General features: G+C 55.9%; 15 protein-coding genes and 1 tRNA gene. 5 read left to right on the plus strand and 11 right to left on the minus strand.

Annotated features, from left to right (window positions below):
- Window positions 1-139: 139 nt before the first annotated feature.
- The 5 genes from NZ823_06250 to NZ823_06270 form a co-directional block, all read right to left on the minus strand.
- Window positions 140-814, minus strand: a complete 675-nt coding sequence (locus NZ823_06250; GenBank protein MCS6804734.1) for a protein-L-isoaspartate(D-aspartate) O-methyltransferase — start codon at window positions 812-814, stop codon at window positions 140-142.
- Window positions 777-1,553, minus strand: a complete 777-nt coding sequence (surE, locus tag NZ823_06255; protein ID MCS6804735.1) for a 5'/3'-nucleotidase SurE — start codon at window positions 1,551-1,553, stop codon at window positions 777-779. The genes NZ823_06250 and surE overlap by 38 nt, the downstream gene beginning before the upstream one ends.
- 88 nt (window positions 1,554-1,641) lie before the next feature.
- A tRNA-Pro gene (locus NZ823_06260) sits at window positions 1,642-1,720 on the minus strand.
- 17 nt (window positions 1,721-1,737) lie between these two features.
- Window positions 1,738-2,187: a MerR family transcriptional regulator gene (locus tag NZ823_06265; GenBank protein MCS6804736.1), complete on the minus strand. Its 450-nt coding sequence runs from the start codon at window positions 2,185-2,187 to the stop codon at window positions 1,738-1,740.
- A 439-nt stretch (window positions 2,188-2,626) separates the two neighbouring features.
- On the minus strand, window positions 2,627-2,848 hold the full coding sequence (locus NZ823_06270; GenBank protein ID MCS6804737.1) for a hypothetical protein: 222 nt from the start codon (window positions 2,846-2,848) through the stop codon (window positions 2,627-2,629).
- 516 nt (window positions 2,849-3,364) lie between these two features.
- On the opposite strand from NZ823_06270, the gene NZ823_06275 reads away from it, so the two are divergent.
- From NZ823_06275 to NZ823_06295, 5 genes are all read left to right on the plus strand, one after another.
- Complete coding sequence (locus tag NZ823_06275) at window positions 3,365-4,591, plus strand: DUF790 family protein (protein ID MCS6804738.1); 1,227 nt, start codon at window positions 3,365-3,367, stop codon at window positions 4,589-4,591.
- A 797-nt stretch (window positions 4,592-5,388) separates the two neighbouring features.
- Window positions 5,389-6,789: an aminotransferase class I/II-fold pyridoxal phosphate-dependent enzyme gene (locus NZ823_06280; protein MCS6804739.1), complete on the plus strand. Its 1,401-nt coding sequence runs from the start codon at window positions 5,389-5,391 to the stop codon at window positions 6,787-6,789.
- 43 nt (window positions 6,790-6,832) lie between these two features.
- Entirely contained in the window at window positions 6,833-8,725 is a 1,893-nt protein-coding gene (locus NZ823_06285; protein MCS6804740.1) for a M1 family metallopeptidase, read from the plus strand.
- Window positions 8,726-9,108: 383 nt separating this feature from the next.
- A complete protein-coding gene (locus tag NZ823_06290) occupies window positions 9,109-10,041 on the plus strand; it encodes a TlpA family protein disulfide reductase (protein MCS6804741.1) in 933 nt (310 codons plus the stop codon).
- Window positions 10,042-10,149: 108 nt separating this feature from the next.
- Window positions 10,150-10,599 (plus strand): hypothetical protein, encoded by a 450-nt coding sequence (locus NZ823_06295; GenBank protein MCS6804742.1) that lies wholly within the window; start codon window positions 10,150-10,152, stop codon window positions 10,597-10,599.
- 157 nt (window positions 10,600-10,756) lie between these two features.
- Here the strand turns inward: NZ823_06295 and NZ823_06300 are convergent, their stop codons facing one another.
- The 6 genes from NZ823_06300 to NZ823_06325 form a co-directional block, all read right to left on the minus strand.
- The gene (locus NZ823_06300) at window positions 10,757-11,554 is read right to left on the minus strand and encodes a 3'(2'),5'-bisphosphate nucleotidase CysQ (GenBank protein MCS6804743.1); all 798 of its coding nucleotides are present in this window, start codon (window positions 11,552-11,554) and stop codon (window positions 10,757-10,759) included.
- 117 nt (window positions 11,555-11,671) lie between these two features.
- On the minus strand, window positions 11,672-14,452 hold the full coding sequence (locus NZ823_06305; protein ID MCS6804744.1) for a prolyl oligopeptidase family serine peptidase: 2,781 nt from the start codon (window positions 14,450-14,452) through the stop codon (window positions 11,672-11,674).
- An 892-nt stretch (window positions 14,453-15,344) separates the two neighbouring features.
- Window positions 15,345-16,433: a PPC domain-containing protein gene (locus NZ823_06310; protein ID MCS6804745.1), complete on the minus strand. Its 1,089-nt coding sequence runs from the start codon at window positions 16,431-16,433 to the stop codon at window positions 15,345-15,347.
- Window positions 16,434-16,445: 12 nt separating this feature from the next.
- Window positions 16,446-18,875 carry a TonB-dependent receptor gene (locus tag NZ823_06315; protein ID MCS6804746.1) on the minus strand — a complete coding sequence of 810 codons (2,430 nt, stop codon included), beginning with the start codon at window positions 18,873-18,875 and terminating at the stop codon, window positions 16,446-16,448.
- Window positions 18,876-19,994: 1,119 nt separating this feature from the next.
- Complete coding sequence (locus NZ823_06320) at window positions 19,995-21,884, minus strand: CocE/NonD family hydrolase (GenBank protein ID MCS6804747.1); 1,890 nt, start codon at window positions 21,882-21,884, stop codon at window positions 19,995-19,997.
- Between the two features lie 20 nt (window positions 21,885-21,904).
- Complete coding sequence (locus NZ823_06325; protein ID MCS6804748.1) at window positions 21,905-23,266, minus strand: glycoside hydrolase; 1,362 nt, start codon at window positions 23,264-23,266, stop codon at window positions 21,905-21,907.
- Between the last annotated feature and the right edge of the window lie 22 nt (window positions 23,267-23,288).

Here is a 23,288-nt window from a genome sequence, read left to right on the forward strand (position 1 = left end):
GTCCCTGTGTGGACGCCCGCTCTCAACGACTGCCGCTTGGGCCGTTCTGCTCTTGCTCTCTATTGCGCTTCATCAGTCATGGCCTTTCTCCAGACTATTGGTATTATGACTCTGGCTTCTGGCTCTTGGACTATTGGCATTATTCTCGCCAACCATGCTCGCCAATGAGCTTGACAAACACGCAGGGACCGGCATCTTCGATTAGATTCTCCGTTTCTCGCTTGGTCACACGGAGCAATTCTTGTTGCTTATCATCGCCAACGGGAATGACCAATCGTCCGCCAATGACTAATTGATCGAGCAATGGATTGGGAATCTCCGGGCTGCCAGCAGCCACCAGGATGCCGTCATAAGGGGCATATTCGGCCCAGCCGAGCGTGCCATCGGCGACCTTGATCAGGACATGATCGAACCCCAATTGCTCCATTCGCTGTTGCGCTTTTCGCGCCAGTTCAGGAATGCGCTCGATGGCATAGACAGCTTTAGCCAGATAGGCGAGGATGGCCGTTTGGTAACCTGAACCGGCGCCAATTTCCAGGACGCGATGGTGTTGCTCCACGCCCAGAAGTTGCGTCATCCAGGCGACCATGAAGGGTTGCGAGATGGTCTGACCGAATCCAATCGGCAACGGATGATCGTCATAAGCGCGCGTCTGGAGCGCCTCTTCGACGAACAGATGTCGCGGGATGGCCATCATGGCTTCAAGGGTACGCGCATCGTTGATCCCTTTGCTGCGCAGCCGTTCTACCATCTGTTGACGGGCGCGCGTCAACGGGTCAATCCGTTGCTTGCCGTTCTGTGGTTGGGTCGCCATAAGGCAGGGAGTCCCACGATTTGATCAATGACAAAGCGTTGGCGCTCGTCAAGTCGTTTTGCAGCGGCGTGATCGAGATATAGCCGTCGAGAATGGCTTGATAGTCTGTGCCGGCCTCAGGATTCCACGTGGATTTATCTTCGCCGATCCAATAATACTTGCGGCCACGTGGGTCGAGTCCTTCGGTAATCCGCGTCTGAATGACTTTGTTGCCTTGTCGGGTGACGCGAACGCCGCGGATAGCCTTTCGAGGTATATTCACATTCAACATGGTGCGCTCAGGCAGTCCTTGTTCTAGCACCTTTCGCACCAGGATCGTGGCGAACGCTGCAGCCGGCGTAAAATCCAGCTCGCCTCGTCCTTGTAGAGAAAATGCCACTCCGGGCAAGCCGTAGACAATCGCTTCGGCAGCGCCGGCAACCGTGCCTGAATACAGCACGTCGTCACCCAGGTTAGCGCCTTGATTGATGCCTGAAACAATCAGATCAGGCAATGAATCCAGGATCACATTGATGGCCAGTGTCACGCAATCAACCGGTGTGCCGTCAACCGCGAAGTGATGGGCGTCTATGCGGTCAATGCGCAGCGGTCGTCCGAGGGTGATTGCGCGAGACGCTGCGCTCATTTCATGCGAGGGAGCGACCACGTAGATGTCACCGAGCGGCCTGAGCGCCTCTTCCAGCGCGCGGATGCCTTGATAATGGATACCATCGTCATTGGTGATGAGAATTCGCGGCATGAGGAAAACAAAAAGCTAAGAACCCGAGGCGACGGCTTTCGTGATACTCCCGGTCGCGCTGCGGTGTCCTTAGCTCCCGATTTAACATTGGTCGGGACGACTGGATTTGAACCAGCGACCTCTTGCACCCCAAGCAAGCGCGCTCAACCAGGCTGCGCCACGTCCCGATAAGCTCTGAGTACACTCAGGGGGTGTTTATATCACTCTGCTTGAGCATTGTCAACAAATGCTCCAGTTCGCGTCGAATCCGAGCGATAGCTTGAAGCGCCTCAGCCGAGAGCGGCGCCGTTTCAGCCGACGAGGCCTCTGCTCTGGCTGATTCGTGATCGAGCTGAGTCGTCTCATTGGTAATCACGGTCAGCCGTGTTCCTGCGCGCATTCCCTGCGACAATTTTTTCTTAGCGCCAGCAATGGTGTAGCCTTCTTCTTTAAGGAGCCGCTTGATGTATAACACCAGCTCCACATCACGCCGGCGATAGACGCGCTGTCCGGCGCGATTCTTTTGTGGCGCTAATTGAGGAAATTCGGTTTCCCAGTACCGGAGCACATGGGGTTGCACATCGGCCAATTCGCAGACCTCACCGATCTTGAAGAACAATTTGTCAGGAATCACATTCGCGTTGACTGCCTGCATAAGCCCTCCCGATAGCCCACACAATCAGTCCGAGCGCTCCGAGCGAACCGCTCGCGTTGGGTGATACTGCAATACACGCGCTGGGACCTTGCCATTAGCCGGGGGACGACCCCGGCGCGTCGCACGTGGGACTACCTCCATCATTCCAATATCACCAAGATACACTTGGTCTCCTGCCGCCAAACGTTGCTTGATCACCTCTAACAAAACATCAATGATTTCGCTGGCCTCGCGGGTGCTTATGCCACCGTGGCGTTCATAAACTGCGCGGGCCAAATCTGCTTTTGTCACTACCACATTGACCTCCGCCACGACCCTTATGGTACGGTTTTTCCAAAGGGGTGTCAACCATTGGCTTGACAAGGCGATAGGCCTGCGGCTACCCAAAACCGACTGGCCGGACGGCCATACGCGCCGCCACGCAAGCCGGCCTCTCCGCTCATAAGCCAATTAACGGTTTATCCAGAAAGAAGCCGAGTAGCGCGGGGAATAAGAACGTCAACAGAGCCAGTTTCACCAACGTCCCTGGCAAAAGGCTCGATGGACCTGAAAAAAACAGTAGAACCAGCAACACACCGGCTACACAAGGAACCGTCCAGATCAATGCAGCCAACAGCGCTGGCGTGAGCGCGACAAGCAATGCAATCAAGAGTTTTTTCATAATTGATGTCTCCGCCCTGTTAGATGCTCGCTCACGCCTTGGTGGCAGACGCTCCCGGCCCGATTGAAGAGTATCTGAGTGACCATGCGGGAATCCATTGACCGAGCTCGGCGTGTGTCTACCACCTCCATGTATGTTTGACGCCACTGCTGATCACTGGCAGCATCGGCCTGTTCTCCGGTAAGCGTGCTCCACTTCGGTCTGTTTGACATTGATTAGCAGTGAAAGAATAATCGTCAGCTCGGACGAGCGCTTGTGGCAGTGCGACGGACGGCCGCAACGTTTTCCCAAGGGCAGCTACGAGCTGTAGGGAGAGCGTTCTGAGTTGAGATGAAAACGTCCGGTGCGGGTTAGCATCAGGAGCCGTCTTCCGACCAGCCAAAGAGCGTTCTGAGTTCAGATGAAGACGTTCGCTGCGGGAGACCTCCTGATCCAGGTATCTCACCGGTTGCGGCCGTAGTAACAGAACGTGCCGGCGCTGCTGCAACACCCAGCAGCTCTGTATGAGGAACCGTTATGCTGACGGCTGATCTGGCGATGAGTTGGCGGCGTGGCCGACGGACCGGACCGCGCTACATCAATCCACGTGACCCCAATATGCTTCAGGTCGCTGATGATCTGATCACGCTCTTCCACCAACATGAGGGGCAGCGGCGTGGCCAGTTGGAACAAGCGTTGCATGAATATATCGGCGTCGCTACCGATTATCAAATTCTGCGTGGAGTGATTAAACTGCTGATGGATCAGTGCCTGTTTGATACCACGAGTCCGCTCGATCCGGTGATGGTCCGGCAATCGGTTTTTCTCAAGGCACGCCGGTATCATCCGGTGGCTGATTCAGAGGCGCTTCGTCAACGCGTGCTGGCCGAGGTCGCTGCCGAGCTGAATCATTCAGCCGCTGCTGTCGAGCAGAGCCTCTTTGCCGATTTGCCGGAACATCAACGTCTGGTCCAGTTCAGCGCAATCACAGCGGCGGAGCTGCTCGATCAGTACAACCTGGCGCAGGCCCAGGCGTTGCTCTATCGCTGCATCGCGATGGACATCTGGCTGGCGCCGCAGGAGCCAACTGGCTATCGCCGGTTATTTGACGCCATCAAATGTTATCGGTTGATGCATGCCATTCGTGGCACGCCGCAATCGGGCTATGAAATTCGCCTCGATGGTCCTGTCTCGCTGTTTCATCGGTCGCAGAAGTATGGTGTGCAAATGGCTGTATTCCTGCCGGCGTTGTTGCGTTGTCGTCACTGGCGCATGAAAGCCGAAATTGAACAAAAGCGGGGCAGCGCGTTTTTTGAACTGACCAGCGATCAACACGGGTTGCGCCCACCTGAACCAGACGAACCGATCGCTCAACCAACTGTCAGCGAAAAACTGATCGCCAATTTGAACAAGTCGGGATATGGTTGGCGGGCAGAGCCAAGCTGCGCGGTGATCACCGTGGGACAGAGCGTCTTCATTCCTGATGTTGTGTTTCGGCGCGCGGAGCACCAAGAGCAGCAGGCAGGCCATCCCCAGGTGGTCTATTTGGAGATCGTAGGATTTTGGACACCACGATGGATCAAGGAGCGATTGCGACAACTGGAACGCGCAGGACTGAGCAACTTCTTGTTGGCGGCTTCAACGGAATTTTTGGCTAGCCGCGACGCACTGCCTGCTTTGCCGCCTAACGTGATTGTTTTCCAAACATCGCTCGACGTGCGAGCTGTCCGGGAGGCGCTGGAAGCTATCCGAGTTGGGCCTTGAGGAGGTCTGCTACCAAAACGTCTGATCTGATTTAATACCAGTTGCAAAGGGGAAGGCCACATCAATGGAGCCAAAAAGCGGGGCGGAACCTGAACTGGCTGAGCGGCAATCTGTGATCTTCACTCGGCATTTACTTGGGCGGCAGCAGCCGCCCACACGAGGGTGCCAGATGTGAAACGTCGGACATCACCCCCCAATTTCCAAGGCGCCTTGCAGAGGCGCCAGCAGTTCTCCCATGGGTCGTTCATGCAGGTGAACCGCTTGCTGCGAACACCCATGTCTTGACGCGCCGCAGACGTGCCACGCTGGTTCGATCGGCTGTTCCAGACGTTGCACGTCTGGCTACCTGCTGTTTGCGCCTCCGGCGCAAGCTGAGCTTGAACGTTTTCCGAGCAATCGCCCTTATGCTCCGCGCACGCCACGAAGGGAAATGGCGCACAGGGGGGAACGCCTGCGCCACTTTTTCTGAGGAGAAAGCGCCGTCGATGAAGTTAGGAGCGTATGAGGATGCGTTTTGGAGTGCGGCGGCAAGCCCGCAGGGCGCGACGCCGCTTTGGCCTGGTGGGTAGTGTTGGGACAGAAAGCGCCGTCGGCGCTTGGCTCTGCCGGCGCACTCCAAAAAGTCAGGAATCGCGCCTATGCAACAGCCCGCCACGAATGATGAAAAGATAATTCTTTCGTGAGGTTCGTGTGTTTTGTGGGCTATTTTCTGAGGAGCATGAAAATGGTTATTGTCAAGAGAGAGGACGCAAGATGTAATTGCTCTGCGTTGCAAATCGCGTTACAGTATGCCGCTGATGGAGGAAACGACAAACCCGTACTGGCTTGACAAAGACAGTGTAGATGCACTTCGCGCTGCGCTGGAGACGCTGGAAGCCGGCTTCAGATCATTGCCGCCGTTGACGCCGCCGGATACGCAGGGCATGGAGCATGTGCTCTTCGAAGTCGCCGAACGCCTGCGGGACAATTATCCGTATTTCCACCCACTCTATGCTGGACAGATGTTGAAGCCGCCGCATCCGGTGGCGCGGCTTGCCTATGCGCTGGCCATGTGGATCAATCCCAATAATCATGCGCTGGACGGTGGACGCGCCAGCTCGCAGATGGAGAAAGAAGCGGTTGCCCAATTGGCGCACATGCTTGGATGGGACTCGCATCTTGGGCATCTGTGCGGCGGGGGCACGATGGCCAATCTGGAAGCTCTCTGGATCGCCGGACAGTTGCGTCCCGCGACCACCGTTGTCGCCTCAGCGCAAGCGCACTACACGCATCAACGCATCAGCCGTGTGCTCGGTTTGCCATTTGAATCCATCCCGTGTGATCGCCGAGGACGACTGGATGTGGAGGCGTTAAAACGGCGTCTGGATCAGGGCGGCGTCGGGACTGTCGTCGCCACCATTGGAACCACCGCCATGGGCATGGTTGATCCGTTGCCGCCGTTACTCGACCTGCGTCAGCGATATGATTTCCGGTTACACGCTGATGCAGCCTACGGCGGCTATTTCCTATTAACGGATAATCTCTCGCCGGAGACGCGACAGACGTTTGACCGATTAGGCGAGGTGGATTCCATTGTGATTGATCCGCACAAGCACGGTCTTCAGCCGTATGGTTGCGGCTGTGTCCTATTCCGCGACCCATCGGTAGGCCGATTCTACAAACATGAGTCGCCGTACACCTACTTCACTTCGTCTGAATTACACCTGGGCGAAATCAGCCTGGAATGTTCGCGCGCTGGCGCGTCAGCCGTTGCACTGTGGGCAACGCAGAGGTTATTGCCGCTCGTTCGTGGCGGAGAGTTTGCTCGAATGTTAAACAGCACGCGCGCGGCGGCGCTGGCCTTGCATGAAAGGCTGCAAGCTGACGATCGCTTCATCACGCCCTGCGCGCCCGAATTGGATATTGTCGTGTGGTCGGTGCGTGCCCGGCGTGTGAGCGAAGCATCGGACATCGCGCGAGCGGTTTTCGCTGAGGCCGCGCGGCGGCACTTGCATCTGGCATTGGCCCAGTTGCCGGTCGAGTTCTTTGATCTCTCTGCTGCTGGCATGAGCCGCGATCGAGAGACGCTGACATGCTTGCGCTCCGTGCTGATGAAACCGGAACATGGCCAGTGGATAGATCGCATCTGGGAGATTCTGGATCAAGCCACACGTGCTGTCTTGTCGTCGCACTCATGCAAACCGGACACGCACTCATGAGAGCCTCTGGCATGAGGTTTTCGACGAGACGAGGAAAACAGCCATGAGAACAAAGACGCTCCTGCGCCAGATTCAATTGATCGCTCTGGCCGTGATATGCTTTTTCGCTGGGCAGCCGGTTCCGGCTCGGACGACTATGAACACAACACTTGATGTCACCAAGGACCCGCATTCGTTCGCCAATACGTCGGAGGTTGTGGTCACGCATCTGGAGCTTGACCTTGAGGTAGACTTCGCCAGCAAGCGGCTTACTGGAAAGGCCTCGCTCCGCATGAACAACAAAGCCGGCGCGCGTCGGCTGTATCTGGATACGCGTGATTTGACGATCCATCGCGTGACTGTAGGAAGTAGCGAATCGCCGGCGACCTATTCATTAGGTGATCCGGTGCCTTACCTCGGACGGTCGCTGATGATCAACATCACGCCGGAAGCCGACCGGGTCAACGTCTATTACACAACCAGCCCTGAGGCAGCCGCGTTGCAGTGGCTTGAGCCTTCACAAACCGCTGGCGGGAAACGGCCATTTTTGTTCACTCAGTCGCAGGCTATTTTGGCGCGGACTTGGATTCCGTGTCAGGATAGTCCTGGCGTGCGTATGACCTACACGGCGCGGGTGAAAGTCCCGCCCGATCTGATGGCCGTCATGAGCGCGAGCAACAGCACGAAAAAGAGTGCAGACGGTCTTTATCACTTCCAGATGACTCAGCCTGTGCCTTCATACCTGTTAGCCTTAGCGGTGGGCGATCTTGAATTCCGCGCGGTGGGAAAACGCAGCGGCGTGTATGCTGAACCCGGTGTGATCAAAAAAGCGGCATGGGAGCTGGCCGACATGGAACGGATGATCGCGGCAGCAGAATCGCTCTACGGCCCGTATCGGTGGGAACGGTATGATGTGATTGTGTTGCCGCCCAGCTTTCCCTTCGGCGGCATGGAGAATCCACGGCTGACCTTTGCGACGCCGACGATTCTGGCCGGAGACCGCTCACTGGTTGCGCTGATTGCTCATGAGCTGGCCCATTCGTGGTCGGGCAATTTGGTGACCAATGCCACCTGGAACGACTTCTGGTTGAACGAGGGGTTCACCACCTATTTTGAACGGCGCATCATGGAAGTCGTGTATGGCAAGAGCTATGCTGAGATGTTGGCACAGCTTGGTTATCAGGAACTGCAACGAGCGATTGCGGAGCTGGGCCCGACCCATCCTGATACGCGATTGCGGCTGGACCTCAGTGGACGCGATCCTGACGAAGGCCTCACGGAAATCCCGTATGAGAAGGGCGCACTCTTTTTACGCTGGCTCGAAGAGACGGTCGGTCGGGCTAAATGGGACGCCTTCTTACGCTCCTACTTTGATCGGTTTGCTTTCCAAAGTATGACGACCGATGGATTCCTCCAGTACCTGCGCCAACACCTCCTCAGTCACGATCCGGCACTGGAAGCCAGGTTGCGGATTGATCGGTGGATTGATCAGCCGGGCTTGCCACCCGATGCGCCTCAGCCGCGATCCAGAGAATTTGATCGAGTCGAAGCCCAAGTGAAACTGTGGCAGTCGGGCAAATCGGCGCGAACACTGAAAACCGCTGGCTGGACGACGCATCACTGGCTGCACTTTCTCAGGACGCTGCCTCAGCCGCTGACGCGGCAACAGATGGCCGATCTGGACAAGGCCTTCAAGTTTACTCAATCAGGTAACTCAGAAATCTTGTTTGCTTGGCTCATGCTCGCTGTTGCCACTCAGTATGAGCCGGCTTATCCGGCGCTGGAAAAATTCTTGACCGGCATGGGCCGTCGCAAATTCCTACGACCGCTTTATACCGAGCTCGCCAAAACGCCCAATGGCGCCCAGATGGCTCGTCGCATATATGAACGCGCCCGCCCGACCTATCACGCTATCTCGCGTCAGACGATTGATGCCATTTTGAAGTGGGGGCACTAAGAACCTATCCCCAAAGGAGGAGACCACTGCGAGCAATGGCATTAAGGTGGTTGAATAGAACGCCGATGAGGCGGATGCGGCGGATTTTTCACGGATTGATCCGCGTTGATCAGCCCAGTCCGCGTCATCCGTGTTCCATGAGTTTTTTAACTTAATGCCATTGACCACTGCCAGTGGCCGATGGCTCGTCATCCGGGGACTGCTCCGATGATTTTGGAACAGAGCCTAAGTCCCTGGTCGCGCGCGAAGCCCTATGCGGCCGTGTCTATGCGGCCGTGTTACTGGTCGCGCGCCGGCATGGTTGAGCCAAGAGCGCCGGGGTTGTTTTTGATCGTGTATTGACCAGCCTCTATTGCGTGACTACACTTGGCCAGGAGTTTGGTATGAAAATGAATGCGTTTAAGCAGTCTTTCCTGTTCCTCCTATTGCTGAGTTGGCATATTCTGTTTGCGCCAGATGTGGAGGCTCATTTGGCTGAGCAGCCTCTTGTGCTCCGAGGACAGGTGGTCTGCTTCCAATGCTGGTTTGAAGCGGATCGGAAGACCGTTCCTTACGGCACGGCTGAAGATATTGCGTGCGCCGAAGTGTGTGGCAAGCAGGGCATTCCTAAAGCGCTGGCCGTGGCTGAACAAGACAAGACAACGCTCTATTTGTTGGAGTATGGCCGACTGAAGAAGCGGCGTGATGGTTGGCAGTCTTATGTCACCAAATATGTTGAAGTGACCGGACGGATACGCAAAGATGGTGATAAGCACTGGCTGAAGGTTGATTCATTGACGGTTGTCTCTTCGCCGTCTGCTGAATCTTCGGCGGCATTACCGACAGAAGCGCCCGAACTCACGCTCACCGACATGGGCGGCGCACAGCAACGATTGAGCGCAGCACGCGGCAAAATCATCGTCTTGAATTTTTGGGCGACGTGGTGCTTGCCGTGCCAAAAAGAGATGCCTGTGCTCGTCAAGTTGCAAAATGCTTATGCCGCCTGGAACGTGCAGGTGATTGGCGCATCGGCTGACGAGGTGGCGCGCCGCGCGCTGGTGATTGAGTTTACCCGCAAGCATAAGATCAATTTTCCAGTGTGGCTCGGCGCAACCACCGATGACATGCAGCGATTCGGCCTCAAGCCTGAGTTGCCCGGAACGGTCGTCATTGATCGAGATGGCAAGATCGTAGATCGCATCAACGGGGTCGTCACAGAAAAGGCGCTGGAAAAGATTCTCAACGAGCTGCTTGCTCGGTCTACATCGGAAACTGATCATCCACCGCACCATCAACACAGGGCGGATGCCGGTCGAAGTTCCAGTGTTCCTTCCTGACCGGTCTGACCGGGTGAAGGTCGCGCGGTCCGGGGGATCGCTTCCGCTGAGCAGCATCGTTGGACACTTGGCGCACGTTTCATCAGTGGCCAGATTCCCCGCGCCAGTGTGCGCACCACGCTCACCTATCGTCTTTGGCCGCAATTATCGGTCGGCGTCGAGTATAACCCACGCGCCGATGATGTAGGATTGCTGGTGAATTGGATTGCGCTCAGTGAGACGGCGCGACGCCCTGCCTTGATATTCGGGACCAGTTCAGATCGCATCGGCACGCCGAGCGGCCGATCACTCTATCTCACCTTAAGCAAAGACCTATCTGAACAAGTGCGTTTGCCAATCGCGCCGTACGGCGGCGTCGCCTATAGTACCTATGAGGATCGCTTTTTGCCGATCGGCGGCCTCTTTGTTCGATTCCCATACAACATGTCATCACTGGTCATCTTCGATGGTGTCAAAGTTCATCCGACGTGGTCGTTCACGCTCAAGCAGCGACATATCTTTACGTTTGTCCTGGCGCAGGGACGCAATCCCGGATTCAGCTACAGCATCTCGTTCTAAGTAACGCGACAAAAGTTCGGAGCGTTTTTAGAGTGCTGCGACGTGTCGCAGCTTTGGCCGGAAAGCGGTGAGACGTCACCACACGCCAAAACGTCCCGTCCCCCATAATGTCCCAGAACGTTTGTCCACCCTTTTAGGACAATTTGCATGTGTGAGGTCAGCCGCTTTGCAGGCTGCTCTGACGCGGTAGGTTCAATAATGCTTCAATCGGTTTGAGCAAGCTTTGAGGCCCGGCCACCAAACCGGGTAGCCTGGGAGTCGCCGAGTTGAAGCGGATCACCGCATTGTTCATATCACGAACGAATCCCCCGGCCGCATGCACCAACGCGACGCCAGCAGCCACGTCCCACTCATGCTTTGGGACGAACGTCCATGTGGCATCGGCCAGCCCGGCGGCCACCAACGCCAGCTTGTAGGCGACCGAACCAACCGGCTTGATCTGTAACCCGATTCCCTGAAACCGCTGCCATTGGCCTCGTTTCATCTCACTGCGACTGGCCAGCACCGTAGCTCCTTCGAGCGTACACCGGCTGCTCGGATGCGCCGGTTGGCCGTTATAGCTGAGGCCCGTCTCCAATGAGCCGAGGAACATTTCTCCGGTGGCTGGATTACAAATGCCTCCGGCAATGGCAACGCCATCCTCGACCAGCCCGATCGAGATGCACCATTCTGGAATCCCGCTGACGAACTCACGTGTGCCGTCAATTGGATCAACAATCCACACGCGCCGGCACTCTAGCCGATGCAGATCATCGCTGGTTTCCTCCGAGAGCCAGCCTTCACCATTGCGCGGTAGGATTTTTCTCAAAACCTCATTGATTGCCGTGTCAGCCAACGTCACCGGGTCTTGGCCGCGTTTGTACTCGACTTTCAATACTTTAGCACATAACTGACTGACGACCGCCGACGCCGCTTCAAGCGCGCGCTTGATTCGTTCCAGGTGATCTATTGTCATGAGTCTTGTTGGCAGGTGAATTGGCGAGCAGCCACAAAGGCCCACTCCAGGAAGCGCGCGTTGGCGCCTTGCATTGGCCAGGAGGGGCCTTTGCGCTCATTCGAGTCGTTCAGTCAGCTACGGCTGCAACTCCGAGGTTACGATAGCGCCGCCCATTTGGGGAATCGTGGCGCGTGTTTTGACAACCTTACGGTCTTCTTTGGCGACCCACAGGAGCGTTTCACCCGGCTCGCCTTCAGCCGACGTGACTTCAACTTTGAACGTGTCGAAGCGACCAGCCGGTAGGTTCGCGCTTTCCGTGCCCACGACTCTGAGTTGCATGAGTTTGACCTTCTGCGTTTGAAGATCAAAGTTGCGGAACGTCGTGCTGTAGCCTTCCGCGAGTGGTAGCGCAGCCATCACATCGTATGCGCCCGCGCCATCAGCAAACAACGCGCCGCCCAGCTCGGCATCAATCGGTCGCGCTTGACCGCCCATGGACATCGAGCCGCTGACCTTGTTGTCTTTGACTTCCATCTCAATCGCAACCGGGCCTTGCTTCACCGAGCGACGCTTCAGCCGCAGGCTGCCTTTTTCCAGTGTTGTCTGATCGCTGATTTCGCCCATCGGCAGCGTCGCTTTCTCGATGACGACCCAGTCGCCGTTCTCCTGTTTGATTTCTCGTGTGACGCTCATTGGAATGGACTGACCGGCCACTTCGATCTGGCCTTTATAGCGGGCTGTGCCCGGCCGCAAGTCCATGATCGGTTTTGGCACGCCGACGGTTGCTGCTTCAATCTTTTTGGGCAAGGTGACCGTGGCCACATCCACCGTGATTTCTTTCAATCGGGCGGCGACTTCCGGCTTCATGTCGGGTTGATAGCGTCCGCCCAGATGTTTAGCAAGGAACTTCTCAGCCAGCGCGATCCATGCCATGTTATTCACTGGACGAGCGAATCCATGCCCTTCATCTGGCGCGACCAGGTATTCAACTGGAAATCCGCGGTCGCGCAACGCCACGACGATCTGATCCGATTCCGCTTTTTTCACGCGCGGGTCATTCGCGCCTTGAACCACCAATAGCGGCGCTTTGATCTTGTGAGCAGAGTTCAACGGCGATTGTCGTTCCAGTTGCGCTTTGCCTTCAGGCGTGCTGGGATCGCCCATGCGCACATGAAAGAGTTTGCGTGCCGCTTCCCAGTAGGGCGGAATTGATTCCAGCAGTGTGATCAAATTCGATGGACCGACAATCGAAACGCCGGCAGCGTAAACATCGGGCGTGAACGCCAACCCTGCTAGTGTCGCATAACCGCCGTAAGAGCCGCCCATGATGCCGACGCGCTTGGGATCAACGATGCCTTGCGCCACCAGGTATTTCACGCCCCAGGTCAGATCGTCCTGCATCTTCTCTCCCCATTGCTTGTTTCCGGCATTGAGGAATTTTTTCCCGTAGCCGGTTGAGCCACGAAAATTCGGCTGCAATACAGCATAGCCACGATTGGCCCAGAATTGCGCGTCGCGATCGTATCCCCATCCGTCACGCGCCCACGGCCCGCCATGCGGGAAGACGATGAGCGGCAAATTTTTTGCTGGGACGCCCTTGGGCAACGTTAGGAATGCAGGGATTTCCAATCCGTCGGATGAACGATACCGGATGGCTTGCATCGGCGCCAGATGCTCGCGCGGAAGTTTATCGAAGACGCGATATTGGAACGTCAACTTCTTCTTTTGACGATCGAACAGATACCGCTGGCCAGGCTCTCGGTCACTGGTCGCTGTGACCAACATGAGCCGCTCATCTTTCGTGCCGGCGCCCATGCTGAGCTCCTTACCGGGCAGCTTCTTCTGCAGCCATTTGTAGTCCGCTTCGAAGGATTTATCCTTCCAGTAAATCCGCGTCCGTTCATCTTCGTAGATGGTGGCGATCAGCTCATCGCTGACTTCTGAGAAGGCGACATTGCTCAAATCCACACGGTTCATCGGGTCTGATTCAACCACCTGTTCGCGGCCTGTTTCAGGATCAAACAACACCAGTCGGACCAAATCCACATCATCGCCCTTGTTGCTGATCATGTAGACACGCTTGTTATCTTTGTGGAAACGCACAGGACCGCAGGATTCAAACACGCTACAGGAATAGACTTTGGTGAAGCCGTCTTGGTCAACACGCAACACCTCAGTGTCCCCATTATCAGCAATCCGCGTGGCCAGTCGTAGACGACCGTTCAGGTCGAATATCCAACCAACAATCCGTTCGGTGTTGCGCCGAAGCAGAGTGCGTTCGCCGGTGGAAATCTGCACTTTGTAAAGATCGTGCCATGAGGCATCACGGTCGTTCAGTCCAACATAGATGATGTCGGGTTGATTCTTTGGCACATCATAGATGACGGCGCGCGCGCCCTTGACGTCCGTCAGATTGCGCGCGGTAGGAACCTCTTGTCCAGCCGCCGGCGCTTCTGAGGGGTTGACGGCATAGACGTTGTAGTTTTCGTCTCCCTCTTTGTCCTGCACGAACAGGATGTATCGGCTATCGCGACTCCAAAAGTATGCCGGAATGGGGCGCTTGGTCTCGTTGGTGATCAACTTAGCCGCGCTATACGGTTCGTTGATGCGCTTGACCCAGATATTGCGTGTGTCTTTGTAGGGCTTGATAAACGCGATGTACTGTCCATCGGGTGAGAGCTGAGCGCCGGTGATTTCAGGATTGCCGTAGAACAGCTCACGATCAATGATGGGCGGCATGCCGCCTTTCTGTGCAAACACAGGCGTGATCAGCGGAGTCAAAAATAACGCTGCTGCAATGGCCAGTGCGACAGCAGGTAGGAGCCGCCACAACCGATTCGTCAGGTGATATGGCGTGAGCCCCTGAGCCATCCGGCATGTCCACACAAGCGCCTGGCTTTGATGATGAGTTTTCATAGAGCCTCCTCGTTCAGATGTTAAGCTTTGGTATCATTCGTGGTTTTGCATGGCTAAAAGTGACTTTCAGCTTACCACTCTCCTGTTGTTCTGGCAACATGCTGCTTACTCGTGCTGTGAGTGAAAGTCGGTCGCTCGTACCATCAGCCACAAAGCGACGTGATACCAATTGTGGAGAGAAAGACCTTGTTCTTTGTAAGGGCGTCGCTGTGTGCTCCATGGCATTAAGTTAGTGGAGTTGGATAGAACGCGGATGAGGCGGATGCGGCGGATTTTCGCCGATTGATCCGCGTTGATCAGCCGAATCCGCTTCATCTGTGTTCCATGAATGACATTAAGTTAGTGGTGCTGGGTAGAACGCGGATGAGGCGGATGCGGCGGATTTTCGCCGATTGATCCGTGTTGATCAGTCCAATCCGCGTCATCCGCGTTCCATGAGCTTCTTATTAATGCCATTGCCCTCTGTGGTTCGGCACGTCTCCAACGCGCCGGGACTTTCTTAAACGGTTCCAGCAAGCGGTTGCTGTGCTCACGCATTCACCGTGTTTGTCTTCAGCGCGTCGGGGCTTTCTTGGAGAGTTCCACAGTTTGCACATCTGGCTGCCTTCTCACGAGCCGCTGGCACAGCTTGGACGAAATTGTGTAACACCATCAATCAGCAACCATACGAATTCTCACAAGCAAGCGAGCGTGTTCGGTTGTTGAGCTTGAACCACTTTGGAGCGGACGAACACGACGCCAATAGAGCGGAGAGTTTGATTGCGGCCTTTGGGCTATCGCCGAACCAAACCTTGGAGCGGATGAACGCGACCCCGACGGAGCGGAGAATGTGTTCATCTGTTGGGTTTGAGCTACCCCGATCAGCGTTCATACGACTTCCCACGCGCGGACGCTAACGGATCAACCGGAACACCGGACGAATGATCGCCACGTGCTCAGGCGGATTCGGTTCTTCATCGGGCAAAATGCTGGCCAACTCAAATGTTCTCCCACGATCAGCCGAGACATAGGTTCGCTGGCCATACACGTTTTTGGCGATACTCAACAAGACGCCGGTTGTTGCTGCATCCTCGGCAATTTCAACACCGAGATAAACGTTACCTCCGGTGACTCGGATGGGCGGATTGAAAGTAATTCTCACTCGGCCATGAACGCTCGCGCCGACACGAGCGATTGTTTCGCGACGATCAATGGTGAACGTGGGATTGGTCGGCGGCGCGTCAACGCCGGTCGGGTCAATGAACCCAATCAACCGAGCCTGTTTATTAACCGGACTGGGCGTGTCATGCCCTTTGAGAAATTCATACGTCACCGATTCCAACTCTGCCGGAAAGTGCGTCGGCTTGAATCGGACGATGAAAATTTTTCCCGCGTCTTCAAACCCGTCGCCGTGACAGAAGTAATCCTCCAATTGGTGTAGCTCGGTCGGACTTTTGCCTGCATTGATCGTGAGCGTGTAGGGACTGTTTGGTATGCGGGGAAATTGCGGCGCATTGACGGCTACATAGTAAGTGCCGGCTTCCAACGCGCGCGGCGTGATGGTCTCGCTTACCCCGCGCGACGTCACGGCTGAACCGGTCACCAGTTTGACGACGGCATCGTTCGGCCCAGGATCGGCTTTATGGTAAAACAGCCAGAGATCGAAGTCAGCCGTTCGGTCGAACGTCAAACTCAGACCAACGTCCATTGCCTGCGATAACGTGAACGTGTAAAAGTCCTGCAACGGAGCTAGCTCCTTGCAATCCTCCACGATTTCCTCTATCTGTGTGCCCGGATCAGTTGTGGCAGCAGTGCCGGTGATGATCAGCGTTGTGCCGCGTTCCAACGAGCCGAGTGATTGAGCCGTTTCGGGCGCATTGTTTGGTTCGGCTTCGGTGATCGTCAAAGTGCCTTGTTGCATTTGTGCAGTGCTCGAAAAGAGCGCAGCGAAGATGGCCACGCTCGCCAAGAGTGTGAAGCGATAGACGCTCCGGTAGTTCATAGGGTCCCTCCGTCAGAAATGAATTTTCATCCTGCCAACATACTGGCGCGGCGGAATGACATGAGTCCCGCCAAAATGGGATAGGAAGTTGTAAAGACCTTTTTCGTTAGTCAGGTTGAGTATGTCAAATTGGAATTCGGTTCTGTAGCGCCGTTCGCCAAACAGGCGGAGACCGAACGACCAGTTCCAGACCGTGCGTGGTTTGACGCGGAATGGGTCTTTGTTGAAATCCACGAAGGCTAGACCAAAGGCCAAATCAGGATTGGTTTCGACCTCGTCAGGAGATTCGACCTCGGTGACCAGACCGCTGTCATAACGACCCATGAGACTTGTCCACCAGCCGCGCTGCCGGTCGTTGAACATGATGCCCCATTGCGCGGCGATCTCTTGATCGTGGTCAATGCGGAACGGCCCGTCGTCCAGATGTTCGACGATGTGCGCATCCACAAACAGGCCGCCGGTGAACGGCGGGCTAACAATGGCCGACGCGCTTCCCAAACTGCAATAGCCGCTGAATCCACGATGCTCCGGCACGTCCACGCGCACGTCGAATCCTTTGATCTTGCCGCTGTCAATGGCCACGGGGAAGACAATCAGCGTTTGTGAGAACTGAAGATTATCGTGAACGTTTCGCGCGTCTTTGGTATAGTAGGCCGCATCCACGCGAAACCAATCCTTGACCTGCTGCTGAAGGCCGACCTCATAAGCGTGCTGGCGCTCTGATGGGACAAGAATCACACCAGAGCCGAGCGCAGCGATTACATCAGGTCCGGACAACTCAGCAGCCTCCGCCGAGCTGGAGAACAAGAGGTTTTCGTTCTGTGGCGTGAAAAACAGCCGGTTGTAAGAGCCGCGCAGCACTGTGCCTGTCAGCCCGATCCGATATGACAACCCGATGCGAGGTTGCCAGGCATCTTCACGAAGCAGGAAGCGATAATTGTCATAGCGCAGGCCGGCATTGAGTGTCAGGTTGCCATAGTGAACTTCATCTTGCACGAAGAATGAATACTGGCGACCTGTCTCTTTGCGCGAGAAATGAAAAATCTCTCCGCCGCGCGTGAGATCATAGGGACGCAATCCGACGTTGTAGAAATGAGGATCGCCGCCTTCTTTTGGCGGCACGTTAAAGTTCGGGTCGGTGATGGCGAACGAGAAATTCTCGCTCACCGGGAACCCCAGCAGTTGCACACCGGCTTTGACCCGATGGGTCTCGTTAGTGAAACTGAAGTGGACGTTGCCGCCGACATTGGTCAGATGACGCGCTTGCGAGGCCAGCAGCGGCGTGTCAAACGGGCTTTCCAGGAGCTGACCGATGCTGGTGCGATAGTAAGGTGTGACTTCGATCGTCATCCGATTGTTCAGAATGTGCAACCAGTTGAAACTCAAACTCAGGTCGCGCGGCTTCTGAACTTGGTTCTGACCGGCCAGATGCTGCGAGAACAAATTCGGCACCTGGTAACGCGACCGTCCTAGCGCCACATTCAGCCGCAGAAAGTCGCTCGTGTGATTAGGCGTGTAGTCCAACCGCGTGAACAGTCGTTGCGTGTTACCGCCATTGTGCAGATTCTCAAAGTTAGGCGGATCAAGAAAGCGATTGCTCTTGGAAGCAGCCAGACTCACGAAGTAGCCGAATCGGTTTGATTGCCCGCCAAACTGCGCGCCGAGTTCGCCGGTATCAAAACTGGCTGCGCCGAGTTCGACGTTACCAAACAAGGCGCGACCCGATCCCATGCCCGACCGCATCGTTGCATTGACCACCGCCGCATTGCGATAGCCAAATTCGGCAGGCATCAAGCCGGTGAATACTTCCATTGTCTCTATGTTTCGCGCGTCCAGGCTATTGGCATAGGAAATGTGAATCAGGTCGCTGATCGGCTGACCGTCTACGATGTAGGTGATTTGTCCATGCGAGCCACGAAAATGGAATCGTCCGTTTTCATCAGCGATGAAGCCAGGAACTGTCAGGAGAATGGATTCAATACTGCGATTGGAGGTGGTCGCCGGAAACCGTTGGATGAACGATTTGTCAATATGGTAATGAGCGCCGGTGTCATCTTCCAAGATGACGCGCTCTGGGCCGGCTGTGACTTCAGCCACTTCAACCGGACCGGTGGCTTGAAGCGTGATCGGAATCTCGAGCGGCACGTTGGAGTGAACTTCGACTTCCATTGTCACTGCGAGGAAGCCCGCATGTTCGACTTTCAAAAAGTAGTGATTCTGAGGGACATTAAAGAATGTGTAGGCTCCATCTCCGTCCGTTTGTGTGCGACTCAGATAGCCGGTCAGAGGGTTGGATAGAGACACCGTCGCGCCAACAATGGCGGCCCCTTGTTGATCCAGCACGCGACCGCGCACAATCGCGCCGCCGGATGAGGCGCTGACATTGGCGACCGTCAACCAACTGACGAGGATGAGAGCCAAACCGATATGATGAGATTTCATAACTCCTCCGAAAATGCCTGGGGCACACGCCCTGCCCCTGCGGGGAAATTCGAAGCACGAAATCCCAAATCCGAAACGTTTCGGATTTCGATCTTCGGATTTCGGATTTCCTGTTGTAAGCGCGTTCCCAGATTTTCATCGTTTCTGGGCGTCGTGGCTAGCGACATGAATAACTGCTCCGAAAAGTAGCACAGGCGTTCCCGCCTGTGGCGTTTTTCATCGTTTCTCTCGCGTCGTCTGGACGACATGAATAACTCCTCCGAAAATTCCTGGGGCGCACGCCTCTGGCATGCTTGCTGAGCCTCTTACAACCACGTGCTCCGAAGTTCATCCTTCGTAGTAGCCCCCGACTCATGAGCAACGGCTTGGAGCTAGCGTTTGGCGACTGGCCAGGACGTTCACCTGATGGCTCATGTTAACGCCGACCGCTATAGCTCTCTGGATTCGTGCTTGGGAACGGGACTGCTGCGTCCGCCGCTTCTTTCACAAGGGGGCGGCAGGCGTCAGCCCTCACGCTTCGCAATCGTGAACGGCTGTTTGCATTCAGAACCAACCTGCAACTGCGCCGATCAAGTCGCCAGCATGGTGGACAGTGGATAGGCTGCGCCACCGACGAGACAAGAAGCGCAGTTGCTGGTCTAACCCGGAGAGATTTTTTAGAGGAGGAAGGGAGGAGCGCGGATTGAGCGGACAGCAGCGATGGAGTGAGAATATGCTGCTTGTTGCGCCCATTCGCTCAGCGATAGCACACTAGCGCCGATGCGCAGGTCAATGGCGCTCAGAAGAGCCACAACGTGACTGTGATGCCCTAACCCGCAGCAATGACCCGGCGTCCCACATGGTTGATGATCGTGGGAATGGGAGCTATGGCTTGGCTCATCGAACGCGATGCTTTGTTGGCAAGTGTGTTGGTCGTGATGAATCGGCAAGCTCAACGTATGGCTGCCCATGTCCACGGCAAGCAGCAACAACCAGCAAAGAGCCAGCGTGCGTTGGACTGTTAAGGCAACATCAATGTTGAGCATGCGATTTAACATGGTTGAAATGGGAGGCTCATTGTAGCATGGTCATTTCCAGTTGAGAAGTACAAAAAAATAATCAGCGGGCCGGCGGACTGGCTCACGGCATGAGCTGCACTTCCAGGTGCGATGGGAACCGCGCCGAATGATAGACACGGTGCGTTGCCTTCTGAAAATCGGTTTCGCGTGCGTTGTAAATGTCCACGAATCGTTGCGGGTTGCGATCCACCAAGGGGAACCAACTGCTTTGCACCTGCACCATGATACGATGTCCTTTCTTGAATGTGTGGGCGATGTCTTGCAGATTGAAGCTAACCCGAGTGATTCGACCGGGCGTGAGCGGGCGGGGTCGTTCAAAGCTGTCGCGGAATTTAGCGCGCATCACTTCTGCTCGCACCAGCATCTGGTAGCCGCTCATCTGAACCTGACACGGGTTCGGGTCATTGTTGAGGGCGTTGTCGGGGTACACGTCAATCAGTTTGACGACGAAATCGGCGTCGGTGCCAGTCGTCGAGACGAAGAGGTTGGCGCGAATTGGGCCAACCAATGTGACATCTTCTGTCAGCACGTCGCTTTGATACACAAGCACGTCAGGGCGTCGGGCAGCGAATCGTTGGTCTTCGATCATGTATTCGGTGCCGCGACTAATACTGATGCGATTGGTGTAGGGAACTGGATGAGCCGGATCGCTCAGGTACTCATCGTAGCTCAACCCGGAACGGGCCGCTGGCGGTTCAAATGAAAGTCGGCTGCGCCCGTGCAAGTAGAGCGTCTTGCCGACCGCCGAGCGCGGCGGCCACTCGGTGAATGATTGCCATCGGTTTGCGCCGGTGATGAAGATGTAGGCTTCGGGCAGATTCGGGTTGGCGCCGTCTTTGAGGTAATGTGCGAAGAACGGAAACTCAATCGTGTCCTGATAGAACGTGGAGGTGGCTGAGCCAAACTGGATGTCGCCAAGCCGGTCGCCGTTGCTGCGTGCCCAGCCGCCGTGCACCCACGGCCCCATGACCAGGATGTTGTGAATGCCTGGATTCTGGCGCTCAATGCTCTGATAAATCTGCAACGGGCCGTAGAGGTCTTCGGCGTCAAACCAGCCGCCGACGGTCATCACAGCCGTTTGAATGTTTTTCAGATGGGGAAGCAAGTTGCGTGCTTTCCAGAACTCATCGTAGGTCCCATGCCGCATCAGATCGTTCCAAAAGGCGATCTCGTGTTTGAAGTACTTTTCGTTGACATTGCGCAGCGGCCCCAGTTCCAGGAAGAACCGATAGGCATCTTGCATGCCATAGTCGAATGGCGGCGGGAAGGTCTGAACCGGCCCCGGACGCGCCCGGCCGAAAACCGAGAAGAAGTGGAAAGCGTCAACCAGGAAGAAAGCGCCGTTGTGATGAAAGTCGTCCCCAATGAACCAGTCAGCAATCGGTGCTTGTGGCGACGCGGCTTTGAGCGCCGGATGCGTATTGATGATGCCGGCAGCCGTATAGAAGCCCGGATAGGAGATGCCCCACATGCCGACGCGGCCATTGTGGTTGGTGAGATTCTTGATTAGCCAGTCAATGGTATCGTAGGTGTCGGTGCTTTCATCAATGTCCTGCGGCGACCTTTTTTCGGCCCGATGCGGTCTCACGTTGACAAACTCGCCTTCTGACATCATTCGTCCGCGCACGTCTTGCAGAACAAAGATGAATTTATCGCGGACAAACCGCATGCTTGGACCGATGGGGGCGTCGGGGAACTGATCCTCGCCGTAGGGTCGGACGCTATAGGGCGTCCGGCGCAACATGATCGGGTACGTCCGCGATGTGTCCTTTGGCGAGTAAACCGCCGTGAACAACCTGACGCCGTCGCGCATAGGAATTTGATATTCGCGTTTGGTGTAGTGCTCGCGCAGATACTGCTGGATGTCCGAGCCAGCCTGAGGGGATAGAGCGCCGGCCATCGCCCATGCGATGACCACCAAAGAGACGAGCAGAGAGCAGAGTGATTGCATAGAATTCACCATGATTCAGGTCAGTTTATCAGTTGCTGCGTGCCCGGTTTGAAGCGGAACAAGGCCGCCGATAGCGTGACTTCAGTCGCGTTGACGAAGTGCATAAAAACGGGCACAACCAGTCCATTGCGCGCCGCAATGCCCGTGTAATCGCCAAAGAAGATATTGGGGCTGCACGAAAAAGCCGGCTGATTGATCGGATGATTGACAAAGGTTTGGCCGCCATCAATGCTGCGCGCAAGTGTCAAGCGTGTGAGCGTGTCTGTTGTGTCGCGTCGGTCGTAAAAGACCACGTTAATGGAGCCATCCGCTGGATCAACAGCCATCCAGGTGAAGAATTGTTCTTTGCGATTTCCGATGGGATCATCGTTGACGCGAACAGGTTTCGACCATGTCGCGCCGCCGTCGCGGGAATACATGATGAACACATCTGGGTCGCCGTGACGTTGATCAATCCAATTGACGTAGAGTGAACCGCGATAGGGGCCGCCGCTGTGATCCACGCCGGTCACCGGCATGCCATTATGTCGGTTGATGCCAGCTATGCTGATGTCCCAGCCGCCGGGGTGCGGGCTGATCGTGGTGTCTTTGCCGAAGGTGAGCCCACCGTCCAGCGATTTATCAAAGACCAACCCCAACGGGCCTGACCATACGACATAAACTTCACCGTTCAGGCCAACCGCCGGCACAGCGCCCTCAACGGTATTATCGCTATCCAAGCAATCGCCGCCCGTATCGGAAATGCGGATGGGCACAGCAAATGTCTTACCGCCATCGGTTGATCGTGAGAAATAGATGTGCGATTTATGTTCCGGGTCGGCGCTGCCATACACGTCAAACCGCGTCCAGGCAATGTAGACGTTATGTTTGTGCGGCGATGTTGGCGCATTGTCTACGACCAGGTACGGCTTATCCTCGAATGGGCTCACCGTGTTTTTGTGATCCACTACCGTCACCGGCTCTTTCCATGTCAGTCCACCGTCGGTTGATGCGCATACGAAGATGCCGTTGAGCGCCCGCGCCGGGCGTTGCACGTAGAGACCATCGAATGAGATGTATGAGCGATAGGCGACGCCTTCACTGTTAAACGTGATGGCATCGTCGCCTTGCACACGTAGTTCGGGATTGGGGTTGGCCACCGTCTTCCATGTGTGGCCGCCGTCGGTTGTGACGTAAGCGTAGTTCGTCACCCGTGGCGTCCCTCCAGGCGGCTTAGCCATAGAGACGACCACGATGTTGTCTGGATTCGTCGGGTTGATCGCCACCGAGGCTTCCACAGCGCCACTGAGATCGGTCAATCTGACAACACGCGGGCGTGAAGTCGTTAGCTCGCTCCCCAACACCAACACACAAGCCAGCAAAACGGTGATGCCGTTATTCATGTCTCAATCACTCCTTGGACGG

It is taken from the genome of Blastocatellia bacterium (assembly GCA_025054955.1).
Lineage (GTDB): Bacteria > Acidobacteriota > Blastocatellia > HR10 > J050 > JANWZE01.

Bases quoted from the DNA above. Each gene is read 5' to 3' on its own strand.
- NZ823_06270 (MCS6804737.1), bottom strand. From the start codon at position 2,848: ATGAAAAAACTCTTGATTGCATTGCTTGTCGCGCTCACGCCAGCGCTG.
- NZ823_06320 (MCS6804747.1), bottom strand. From the start codon at position 21,884: ATGCAATCACTCTGCTCTCTGCTCGTCTCTTTGGTGGTCATCGCATGG.
- NZ823_06325 (MCS6804748.1), bottom strand. From the start codon at position 23,266: ATGAATAACGGCATCACCGTTTTGCTGGCTTGTGTGTTGGTGTTGGGG.
- NZ823_06310 (MCS6804745.1), bottom strand. From the start codon at position 16,433: ATGAACTACCGGAGCGTCTATCGCTTCACACTCTTGGCGAGCGTGGCC.
- surE (MCS6804735.1), bottom strand. From the start codon at position 1,553: ATGCCGCGAATTCTCATCACCAATGACGATGGTATCCATTATCAAGGC.
- NZ823_06305 (MCS6804744.1), bottom strand. From the start codon at position 14,452: ATGAAAACTCATCATCAAAGCCAGGCGCTTGTGTGGACATGCCGGATG.
- NZ823_06285 (MCS6804740.1), top strand. From the start codon at position 6,833: ATGAGAACAAAGACGCTCCTGCGCCAGATTCAATTGATCGCTCTGGCC.
- NZ823_06265 (MCS6804736.1), bottom strand. From the start codon at position 2,187: ATGCAGGCAGTCAACGCGAATGTGATTCCTGACAAATTGTTCTTCAAG.
- NZ823_06275 (MCS6804738.1), top strand. From the start codon at position 3,365: ATGCTGACGGCTGATCTGGCGATGAGTTGGCGGCGTGGCCGACGGACC.
- NZ823_06290 (MCS6804741.1), top strand. From the start codon at position 9,109: ATGAAAATGAATGCGTTTAAGCAGTCTTTCCTGTTCCTCCTATTGCTG.
- NZ823_06315 (MCS6804746.1), bottom strand. From the start codon at position 18,875: ATGAAATCTCATCATATCGGTTTGGCTCTCATCCTCGTCAGTTGGTTG.
- NZ823_06300 (MCS6804743.1), bottom strand. From the start codon at position 11,554: ATGACAATAGATCACCTGGAACGAATCAAGCGCGCGCTTGAAGCGGCG.
- NZ823_06250 (MCS6804734.1), bottom strand. From the start codon at position 814: ATGGCGACCCAACCACAGAACGGCAAGCAACGGATTGACCCGTTGACG.
- NZ823_06280 (MCS6804739.1), top strand. From the start codon at position 5,389: ATGGAGGAAACGACAAACCCGTACTGGCTTGACAAAGACAGTGTAGAT.